This window comes from Streptomyces sp. NPDC059524 (genome assembly GCF_042749255.1).
Classification (GTDB): domain Bacteria; phylum Actinomycetota; class Actinomycetes; order Streptomycetales; family Streptomycetaceae; genus Streptomyces; species Streptomyces xanthii.
The window spans coordinates 1-9,258 of record NZ_JBHYTK010000232.1; the positions used below are offsets into that span (position 1 = coordinate 1).

The 9,258-nt window shown below is 72.8% G+C and carries 10 protein-coding genes; 1 reads left to right on the forward strand and 9 read right to left on the reverse strand.

What is annotated here, in order from left to right:
- The coding region (locus tag ACFW9D_RS36425; RefSeq protein ID WP_384629507.1) for a 3' terminal RNA ribose 2'-O-methyltransferase Hen1 at nucleotides 1–1,267 on the reverse strand (1,267 nt) is incomplete at its 3' end.
- Between the two features lie 116 nt (nucleotides 1,268–1,383).
- A complete protein-coding gene (locus ACFW9D_RS36430; RefSeq protein ID WP_384629510.1) occupies nucleotides 1,384–2,304 on the reverse strand; it encodes an LLM class F420-dependent oxidoreductase in 921 nt (306 codons plus the stop codon).
- A 247-nt stretch (nucleotides 2,305–2,551) separates the two neighbouring features.
- Between ACFW9D_RS36430 and ACFW9D_RS36435 the strand changes: the two genes are divergently transcribed.
- The gene (locus ACFW9D_RS36435) at nucleotides 2,552–2,719 is read left to right on the forward strand and encodes a hypothetical protein (RefSeq protein WP_188336370.1); all 168 of its coding nucleotides are present in this window, start codon (nucleotides 2,552–2,554) and stop codon (nucleotides 2,717–2,719) included.
- A gap of 250 nt (nucleotides 2,720–2,969) precedes the next feature.
- Here ACFW9D_RS36435 and ACFW9D_RS36440 read toward each other — a convergent pair whose 3' ends face one another.
- The 7 genes from ACFW9D_RS36440 to ACFW9D_RS36470 form a co-directional block, all read right to left on the reverse strand.
- Nucleotides 2,970–3,482: a DUF6099 family protein gene (locus ACFW9D_RS36440; RefSeq protein WP_188336371.1), complete on the reverse strand. Its 513-nt coding sequence runs from the start codon at nucleotides 3,480–3,482 to the stop codon at nucleotides 2,970–2,972.
- A gap of 118 nt (nucleotides 3,483–3,600) precedes the next feature.
- On the reverse strand, nucleotides 3,601–3,948 hold the full coding sequence (locus ACFW9D_RS36445) for a nucleotide pyrophosphohydrolase (protein WP_384629518.1): 348 nt from the start codon (nucleotides 3,946–3,948) through the stop codon (nucleotides 3,601–3,603).
- 185 nt (nucleotides 3,949–4,133) lie between these two features.
- Nucleotides 4,134–5,300 (reverse strand): AAA family ATPase, encoded by a 1,167-nt coding sequence (locus ACFW9D_RS36450; RefSeq protein WP_384629512.1) that lies wholly within the window; start codon nucleotides 5,298–5,300, stop codon nucleotides 4,134–4,136.
- Nucleotides 5,301–5,519: 219 nt separating this feature from the next.
- On the reverse strand, nucleotides 5,520–5,906 hold the full coding sequence (locus tag ACFW9D_RS36455) for a cell division protein SepF (protein ID WP_188336373.1): 387 nt from the start codon (nucleotides 5,904–5,906) through the stop codon (nucleotides 5,520–5,522).
- Nucleotides 5,907–6,001: 95 nt separating this feature from the next.
- The gene (locus ACFW9D_RS36460; protein WP_384629522.1) at nucleotides 6,002–7,345 is read right to left on the reverse strand and encodes an FtsX-like permease family protein; all 1,344 of its coding nucleotides are present in this window, start codon (nucleotides 7,343–7,345) and stop codon (nucleotides 6,002–6,004) included.
- A gap of 12 nt (nucleotides 7,346–7,357) precedes the next feature.
- Nucleotides 7,358–8,161, reverse strand: a complete 804-nt coding sequence (locus tag ACFW9D_RS36465) for an ABC transporter ATP-binding protein (protein ID WP_384629515.1) — start codon at nucleotides 8,159–8,161, stop codon at nucleotides 7,358–7,360.
- A 120-nt stretch (nucleotides 8,162–8,281) separates the two neighbouring features.
- Entirely contained in the window at nucleotides 8,282–9,121 is an 840-nt protein-coding gene (locus ACFW9D_RS36470; protein ID WP_384629525.1) for an ABC transporter ATP-binding protein, read from the reverse strand.
- Between the last annotated feature and the right edge of the window lie 137 nt (nucleotides 9,122–9,258).

Here is a 9,258-nt window from a genome sequence, read left to right on the forward strand (position 1 = left end):
GGGACTCCCAGCGGACGTTGTACTCGACGTTCGGCGTGGTCACGAGCACCGTGCGGGGCCGCGCGGAGCCGAACACCGCGTACTCGAGGGCCGGCAGCCGCGGCAGGTCGAGGTGCTCGACGACCTCGCTCAGCACCGCCGCGTCGTACCCCTTGAGCCGCTTGTCGGTGTAGGCGAGCGAACCCTGCCGCAGCTGGACGCGCGCGGCCTGCCGCTCCCCCATGCGGTCCAGCTTGAGCCGCCGGGCCGCGATGGTGAGGGCGCGCACGGACACGTCCATGCCGACGATCTCCGTGAACCGCGGGTCCTTGAGCAACTCCTGCACCAACTGGCCCTGGCCGCAGCCCAGATCGAGCACCCGCGCCGCCCCGGCCTCCCGGAGCGCGCCGATGATCGCCTCGCGCCGCCGCACCGCGAGCGGAACGGGCCGCTCCTCCGTGTCGGCCGTCTCGTCCACCGCGTTGTCGATCGTCTCGACCTCGGTGTCGTCCGCGTCCGCGAGCCGCGCCAGTTCGAGCCGGCCGAGCGCCTCCCTGGTCAGCGCCCAGCGCCGCGCCAGGTAGCGGCTGGTGATCAGCTTCTGCTCCGGGTGCCCGGCCAGCCAGCCGTCCCCGGCCCGCAGGAGCTTGTCGACCTCGTCGGCGGACACCCAGTAGTGCTTGGCGTCGTCGAGCACGGGCAGCAGCACGTACAGGTGCCGCAGCGCGTGCGCGAGCCGCAGTTCCCCTTCGAGCACGAGCCGCACGTACCGCGAGTCCCCCCACTCGGGGAACTTCTCGTCGAGCGGCACCGCCGCCACCGTCACCGCCCATCCGAGCGGCTCGAACAGCTTCCGTACGAGGTCGGGGCCGCCCCGCGCCGGCAGCGCGGGCACCTCGATGCGCAGCGGCAACGCCTCCTCGGCCCGCTCGGGCCGCGCCGCGCACACCCCGCGCAGCGCGCTGGAGAACACCGCGCTCAGTGCGACCGCCAGCAGCGACGACGCGGCGTAGGGCCGGTCGTTCACGTACTGCGCGAGCGACGCGTCGGCCGCGCCGCCACGCCCCTTGCCGCCCTTGCCCTTGCCGCTCCTCACCAGCGCCACCGGATCGACCTCCAGCAGCAACGCGGCCGTGCACCGCTCCGCGCTCGCCTCGGGGTAGAGGACGTGCGCGGTGCCGTAGGAGGTGGAGAACGCCTGCGCGTTCTCGGGATGCTTGTGCAGCAGAAACCCGAGGTCGGTCGCGGGGCGTTCAGGGGTACCGGTGGTACTGATCGTCAGGAACACGCCACCAGTCTCCCGATCCCGGAGGCGCGCGACCAGCGAGTTTTGACCGGGGGAGGCGCAGTACGACCGCCACCCCATTCCGTCGAGGACTCCTGGGCTCCGGGGCTCCGGGGCTCCTACAGCTGCGACTGGACCTGTGCGGAGATCAGCTCCAGGTGGTCCAGGTCGTCCAGGTCCAGGACCTGGAGGTAGATCCTGCTCGACCCGATCGCCCCGTAGCGGCCGATCTTGTCGACGACCTCCGCCGGCGAGCCGGCCAGCCCGTTCGCCCGCAGGTCGTCGACGTCCCGGCCGATGGCCGCCGCCCGCTGCTTGATCTCCGCCTCGTCCCGGCCGACGCAGACCACCAGCGCGTTGGAGTACACCAGGTCGTCGCCGCGGCGGCCGGCCTGCTCGGCCGCCGCCCGGACCCGGCCGAACTGCCGCTCGCTGTCCTCGACGGACGCGAACGGGATGTTGAACTCGTCCGCGTACCGCGCCGCCAGCCGGGGCGTCCGCTTCGCCCCGTGCCCACCGATCAGCACCGGCACCTTGGGCTGCGCCGGCTTGGGCAGCGCCGGGGAGTCGACGAGCTGGTAGTAGGTGCCGTCGTGGGTGAACGTGGCGCCGACCTCGGTACCCCACAGCCCGGTGACGATGGCCAACTGCTCCTCCAGCCGGTCGAACTTCTCCTTGGGGAACGGGATCCCGTACGCCTTGTGCTCCTCCTCGAACCAGCCGGCGCCCAGGCCCAGTTCGACCCGGCCGCCCGACATCTGGTCGACCTGGGCCACCTGGATGGCGAGGACGCCGGGCAGCCGGAAGGTGCCCGCCGTCATCAGGGTGCCGAGGCGGATGCGCCGGGTCTCCCGGGCGAGGCCGGCGAGCGTGATCCAGGCGTCGGTGGGACCGGGCAGCCCGTCGGACGAGCCCATGCGCAAGTAGTGGTCGGAGCGGAAGAAGGCGTCGAAGCCGAGGTCCTCGGTCGCCTTCGCGACGGTCAGCAACGTGTCATAGGTCGCCCCCTGCTGGGGCTCCGTGAAGATGCGAAGATCCATACCTCCATCCTGCACGCTCGAACGTGCGTCAACCTTGCTGGTCACTCCGGTGCCCGACCCCCACGGTCGGGTGAAAATCCGTCAACCCGGCGCTGGCACGGGCCCCGTTCAGTGACCGGGACCGCCGGGTGATCGTTGGCCGGGGCGGTGCCGGACCGCCCGGCATCCGCGCCGGCGTCAACTGCCGGGCGTCTTGCGTGTCGTCCGCCTTTCCCCAGGTGGGAGGGCGAGGGCCGAGGAGGCCGTCATGTCCGAGGAAGTCGTGTCCGTACCGCAACAACAGGGCGCGCCCAAGGGTCTGCTGCAGCAGATGGAGGAGTTGATGGCGGCGCTCAACGCCGATCTGTCGCAGCTCGACGCGGACCTCCAGCAGAACTCGGGCGGTGTGCCGCACGCCGTGGCCGAGGAAGGCTGACGCTCCGGATCGGCAATCCGACGGTCCGGCAATCCGGCGGTCCCGCGGTCCGGCAGTCCGGCAGTCCGGCAGTCCGGCAGTCCGGCAGTCCGGCGACCATTACAGCCGGGTCACGTCGGGTTGCCGGTCAGGCCGTCCCGTCCGGCCATCGGGTCCGGCCATCCGGTCCGGTGGCCATCCGACCGACCCGGCCACCCGGTCTGTGCACCGTCTGGCCACCCCGGCCCGGGCGACCGGTGAGGCCGCCCGGTCAGGCCGCCGAGTCGGATCCCGGTGCGGGACCGCCGCCCCTGCTCCGGCCGCGGTCGGTGAGTCTGCCGTCGTCCCGCTCGGGCAGGCGCCGCAGGATCTCCAGGACCCGGTCCCGGGACTCGTCCGCCGCATCGATCGCTTCCATGCACTGCCAATAGGCCCCCTCCTCGAAGGACTCGCTCGCCACGCCGACGAGCGCGATCCCCACATCGCCGAGCAGTGCGCCGAGCTCCAGCAACGCCCCTCGCGCGTCGCCCAGTTCGGTCAGCTGTGCCGCTCGTATGCCGCCCGCTCCGACCACCGGTCCGGCGGAGCCGCCGCTGCCCCGCGCTCCCGCCTCGCTCAGGCTCAGCGCGTCGCCCCGTAATTCCGCGGGCCCGAGCATCGCCAGCCTGCTGCCGACCGCCTGGGCCAGCGCCTGTGCCTGCCACGCCTCCCTCATGATGTCCGGCGCGTCCTGGCTCTGTGCCAGGGCCCGTCGGCCGACCCCGATGAGCCGCACCGCTTCCATCCGCTTCCCCGTCCGTCCTGCCCGAACTCCCTTGTCCACTACCCAGAGTGAGGGTCCGCGAGACGAAAAGCCAGAGGTCACCCGAAATCTGTGGACACAGAATCGGTTGTGGACAACTCTATGACTCCGAAGAGTGACGACCGGGGTCGCGGTCGACGGAATCCCGGCCGGGCGCGGGAAAACGCGACTCGTTGCGGTCGATCTTCGCGTCCAGCGCGGCGAGGGCGTCGATCCCGAGGACCTCGCACAGTTGCAGCAGATACGCGAGCACGTCGGCGACCTCGTCGCGGACGCGGTGCGCCGAGTCGGGGTCGTCCATGACCCGGGCCGACTGCTCGGGGGTCAACCACTGGAAGATCTCGACGAGTTCGGCGGCCTCGACGCTCAGCGCCGAGGCCAGGTTCTTCGGGGTGTGGAAGGGGGCCCAGTCGCGGGCGGCGGCGAAGGCGGCGAGCCGGGCCTGCAGCGCCGCGAGGTCGGGCGTCCCCGCCGGCTGTCCGGCAGCGCCGTCCGCCTCCGCCTCCGGACCGAGGGCGCCTCCTCCTCCCTCACCGGCCAGGCCTCCGTCCCCGCCGTCGTCCCTGACCCCGTCCTCGTGCCCGATCCCGCGCACGCGTGCTGGCCCGTCCCCGTTTTCCGGTGCTGTGTCTGTCACGGCCTCAGGTCTACCACCGCCGCCCCGTGCGTCCGGGCTGCGGGGACGACGGCCGACCCCTCCCCCACCGCGGCGACCAGTCGGATGTGGCCGCGGGCGCACATGCGGGCGGCGAGCGCGGCCAGTTCGCGGCTCTGGGCCGGGTCGAGGCCCCGGTCCAGGCCGTCGGCGAGCACGGTCAGGGTCTGGTAGGCGTCCGGCACCTCGGCCACGGTGTCGACGTCCAGCACCCCCGGGCCGGTGAGCAGCACCAAGGCCAGGGCCAGATAGCGCAGTTCACCGTCGGCGAGGCGCCCGACGGGCGTGGCCGGGCCGCTCTCCCGGCCGACCACGGCGCGGACGAGGCCGTCGGTGCCGGTCTCGGCGAGCACTTCCCGTACGGGTCCCGCGAGTCCGGCGCGGGCCGCGGCGACGAGCAGAGCGTGCCGGTGGGCGCACTCGGAACGGGTGCGCCGCAGTACCGAGGCGAGGTTGTCGCAGCCGGCGAGCAGCATGCCGTCGCCGACCGGGACGGGGGCCCGCATCCGGGCAGGTTCGGGGTCGCAGGCGAACAGGGAGCGCAGGCCGACGACGGTCTGTTCCGCGGCGGCCAGCACCTGGCGCTGGCCCTGGGTGCGGCCGGCGACGCGCAGGGGGAGCAACGCGGTGCCGAGCAGGTCGTCGGGGAGCGGGCCGCGGGTGACGGCGACGGATCCGGCGGTGTGCCAGGCGGCCTGGACGTCGCGCCGCCCCGGGTCGCGCAGGGCGGTCTCCAGGTAGGTGACGCCGGGGCCGGTCAGGCGTTCGCCGACGATGCGGAGTTCGGGTTCGGCCTGCACGGCGAGGTCGAGCCGGACGGGTCCGACCGGTCCCACGACGGTGCAGCCGATGCGGAATCCGCGGCGGTGCTGGGCGTCGGGTCTGGCCTGTTCGGGGACGCAGGCGGCGGGGTCGGGGAAGACCTCGTCGAGGTGCGCTCCCCCGCCGAGGCGGGCGAGCGCGTCGAGGGCCCGCAGCACGCTGGTCTTTCCGCTGCCGCTCGGTCCGGTCAGCACGGTGAAGGAGTTGAGGGGGACGGTGGTGCCGCGGTGTCGTGCGAAGGCCGAGAGCCGCAGCTCGGTCACGTACGGGCGGTCCGGGGTCGGGCCGGGTAAGGCGGGCGCGCCCGGCTGAAGCACGGTCATGTCGATGAACGTAGGCGCCCGCGCCCGGCAGAACCGATTTCCCTCGATGACCTTCCTACGATCGGGGGACTATGCCGCCCGGGCTTGCCCGACGGGGCCACCGCTCGATACGGCCCCGTACACTGCGGCTTCGGCCAGTACGGCCCGGATCACTGCGGATCCGGTCAGTACGGCCCGGTCGGTACGGGCCCCTTTGAGCGCGGCCCCCGCACCTCAGGGTCAGCCGAGCGCGCTCGCGCCGGCCACCAGGCCCTGGACCTCGGTGCCGGGCGGGGCGAGCAGGAACACGTTGCGGTCGACCCGGTGCATCCCGCAGCCGAGGCCGAGGACCACGCCGCTGCTGAAGTCCAGGACGCGCTTGGCGACTTCGCCCTCGGCGCCGGTGAGGTCGAGCAGGACGGGGATGCCGGACATGACGGTCTCGGCGACCTCGCGGGCGTCACCGAAGACGTTGACACGCAGCACGACGAAGCGGCGGCGCGGCTCGGTCTCGTACTCGGGCATCGCCCGGTGGTCGACCGCGGACGGCCATTCGTTGCGGCTGCGCAGCGGTACGACCTGAGCGAGCCCTTCCCACTGTTCGTCAGTGACGTCGTGGCTGTTCAATGCCCCCACCCCGTCCGGGCTCGCACTACTGTCTGCACCGGTCAATTCTTACGCCATGTCACCCGTTCAGCCCAACAGCGACACGGACGGGCATGTCACGCGGCGAGGGTCACGGCCTGCACGGCGGGGACCTTCAGGCCGCGCCGGGCGGTGGCGAGGCTGGTGACCAGGGTGGCCGCGGTCGCCGTGGCCACCACGGCGATCCAGATGCCGAGCCCCTGGTGCGGGAGGAGTCCGTCGGTGCGGACCGCGGTGAACGGGAGGAGGCCGGCGAGTGCGGCGAGTGTGCCGAAGAACACGCCGGTGACGGTCAGGGCGATGCCTTCCACGGCGACGCCGCCGAGGACTTGCGCGGGTGTGGCTCCGGCGAGGCGTTGCTGGCCGAACTCGCGGACGCGGTAGGCCGTCGCCGCGTACAGGGAGTTGATCAGCATGATGCAGGCGAAGACGACGATGATGCCGACCACGATGAGGTTGAGCGTCTCGAGGTTCTTGTCCTCAATTGATCTGGTGAGCCCCGAGGCCTTGATCGCGTCGTTCTCGACGGCCTGCATGTACAGGGTCGCGGTGGCCATGCCGGTGAACAGGATCAACGGCATGAGGACGCCGGAGAGTTGAGGGGCACGCTGTCGCAGGTTCCGTACGGTCAGGTAGCCGCTCGCGCCGGTGAGGGCGGTGACGAGGGGTTCGGCGCGGCGGAGGACGGCGCGCAGGAGGTCGGTGGAGACGAGGGCGAAGCCGACGGAGAGCAGGATCGCGCCGTAGGCGGGGGCTGCCATGAGGGCGGCGTCGGTGGCGTTCATCGCGAAGGTGCTCGTGACCGCGAGGGCGCCGACGACGAGCGCCGCCCAGGAGGCGGCCTTGCGGGCGCGGCCGGGCCGTCGGATCTGACCGGCGCCGGTGGCGGCCTTCGTGGCGCGTCGTACGGCGACGAACGCGGCGCCCGCCGAGGCGAGCAGGGTGACCGCGATGCCGGACAGGAGGGCGATCGGGCCGAAGGTGTGGTGGACGGAGCCGGCGACCTGGCCGCTGTCCTTGAAGGCGTCGAGCAGGAGCGATCCGCCGAGCACGGCGGGGCCGACGGCGAGGACGGTGGCGACGAGTGCGACGGTGACGGCTTCGCCGACGACCATGCGCTTGATCTGGGCGGGGGTCGCGCCGGTGTGGCGCAACAGGTGGATCTCCTCGGCACGTTGACGCACGTTGACGGTCAATGTGGACGCGATCGCGAAGAAGACGAGCAGGGTGCCGTAGCCGCCGACGACGCTCGCGGCGGTGGTGAGGGTGTCGGAGCTGATCTTGTCGACGCCGTCCGCGGCGGCTGTGTCGTGCATCGAGTGGAACGTCATGACGATGGTGGCGCCGAGGAACGCGGACAGGAGTGTGGCGACGAAGCCGCCCGGGCGCTGGCGTACGGAGCGCAGGGCGAGTCCGAGCATGGTGAACACGGTTCACACTCCCGTCGGGATGTTGTCGCCGAGGTGGGCGAGGCGTTCGGCGACCGCGTCGACCGTGGGCGCGGTGAGTTGTCCGGCGAGCCGGCCGTCGGCGAGGAACTGGACGGTGTCCGCGTAGGAGGCGGCGACCGGGTCGTGGGTGACCATGACGACGGTCCTTCCGTGCAGTCGGACGGCCTCCTGGAGGAGGCGGAGGACATCGCGGGCGCTGCGGGTGTCGAGTGCCCCGGTCGGTTCGTCGGCGAAGATCACGGAGGGTTCGGTGACCAGGGCGCGGGCGATGGCGACGCGTTGGCGCTGGCCGCCGGAGAGCTGGTCGGGGCGGTGCCCGAGCCGGTCACCGAGGCCGACGTCGGTGAGGACGCGCTCGACGCGTTGCCGGTCGACGCGGCGGCCCGCGAGCTTGAGCGGCAGGATCGTGTTCTGGGCGACGGTGAGGGTGGGCAGCAGGTTGTACTGCTGGAACACGAAGCCGACGCGGGTGCGGCGGAAGCGGGTCAGCGCGGCCTCGCTGCGGGCGGGGCCGGGGCCGCCGCTCATCTCCTCGCCGTCGACGGCGACGACGCCGCTGTCGGGCCGGTCGAGTCCGGCCGCGCAGTGCAGCAGTGTGGACTTGCCGGAGCCGGAGGGGCCCATGACCGCGGTGAACGTGCCCGCGGGCAGGCTGAGGGTGATGTCGTCGAGGGCGGTGACGCGGTCGGCGCCGCCGTCGTCCGTGCCGTAGCTCTTGGTGACCCGGACCAGGCGCAGCGCTTCCGCGTGGGCCGTGTGCCGGGGTGTCCGTCCGTGGTGTCGCATGATCGCCGTTCCCCTTGTCCGGCGCGCTCTGCGCCTCTTCCCACGACGCTAGGGACGGCGGGCCGGCGGCACACGGGGCGTACGTGGCGGGCCGGGGTGGTGCTGGGTCCACCCCGCCGGTTACGGCTGGCCCGCGGAGCGGGCGAGCCAGCGGCCGGCGTGGCGGGTGACCTCGATGGGGCGGCCGAAGCAGGCGGTCATGCGGTCGGGGGTGAGGACGTCCTCGACGGGGCCGCGGGCGAGGACGCGTCCGTCGCGGAGCAGGAGGGCGTGGCCGATGGCCGGGGAGAGCTCCTCCAGGTGGTGGGTGACGGTGACGGTGGCCAGGTGCGGGCGGCCGGCGGCGAGGCGGCGCATGGTGTCGATGAGGTCCTCGCGGGAGGGCAGGTCGAGCGCGTTGAACGGCTCGTCGAGCAGCAGCAGCGCGGGGTCGGCCATGAGGGCGCGGGCGATGAGGACGCGTGCGCGCTGGCCTCCGGAGCAGACGCCGTAGGGGCGGTCGGCGAGGTCCTTGATGTCGAGTTCGGCGAGCAGCGCGTCGGCGCGGTCGCGGACCTCGGTGTCGTAGGCCTTCCAGAGGGGTTGGACGGTGCCGGTGTGGCCGGTGAGGACGACGGTGTGGCCGGGGAGGTCGAGGGGGACGCGCTGGGAGGTGGAGACGTGGCCGATGTGGGCGCGCAGTTCTCGGACGTCGACGCGGCCGAGGCGGTGGCCGAGGACTTCGACGGTGCCGGTGGTGGGGTGGTGGGTGGCGCCGACGAGGCGCAGGATGCTGGTCTTTCCGGCGCCGTTGGGGCCGAGCAGGGCCCAGTGTTCGCCGGCCCGGACGGTCCAGTCGATGTCGTCGAGGATGATCTGGCCGGTGGTGATGCGGCGCATGCCGACGCCGTCGAGTGCGGCCACGATCCGGGCGCCGGTGCCGCCGTCTTCGGGTCGGGTGCCGGTGGTCGTGCCGTCCAGGTTGTCGCTCATGGTGCGTGCCTCCCGCCGGAACAGTAGCTGTAGGTGGCACGCATACGGGTGGGTGTCCGGTTCGTGGACGGTGGACGGTGGGCGAGGGACGGCGGGCGGCGGTGCGGGGCGGACCGGTGGGTGAC

Coding starts and splice junctions, on each gene's coding strand:
- ACFW9D_RS36440 (WP_188336371.1), bottom strand. CDS start 3,482: ATGGAAGCGGTGCGGCTCATCGGGGTCGGCCGACGGGCCCTGGCACAG.
- ACFW9D_RS36465 (WP_384629515.1), bottom strand. CDS start 8,161: ATGCGACACCACGGACGGACACCCCGGCACACGGCCCACGCGGAAGCG.
- ACFW9D_RS36460 (WP_384629522.1), bottom strand. CDS start 7,345: ATGCTCGGACTCGCCCTGCGCTCCGTACGCCAGCGCCCGGGCGGCTTC.
- ACFW9D_RS36430 (WP_384629510.1), bottom strand. CDS start 2,304: ATGGATCTTCGCATCTTCACGGAGCCCCAGCAGGGGGCGACCTATGAC.
- ACFW9D_RS36450 (WP_384629512.1), bottom strand. CDS start 5,300: ATGACCGTGCTTCAGCCGGGCGCGCCCGCCTTACCCGGCCCGACCCCG.
- ACFW9D_RS36435 (WP_188336370.1), top strand. CDS start 2,552: ATGTCCGAGGAAGTCGTGTCCGTACCGCAACAACAGGGCGCGCCCAAG.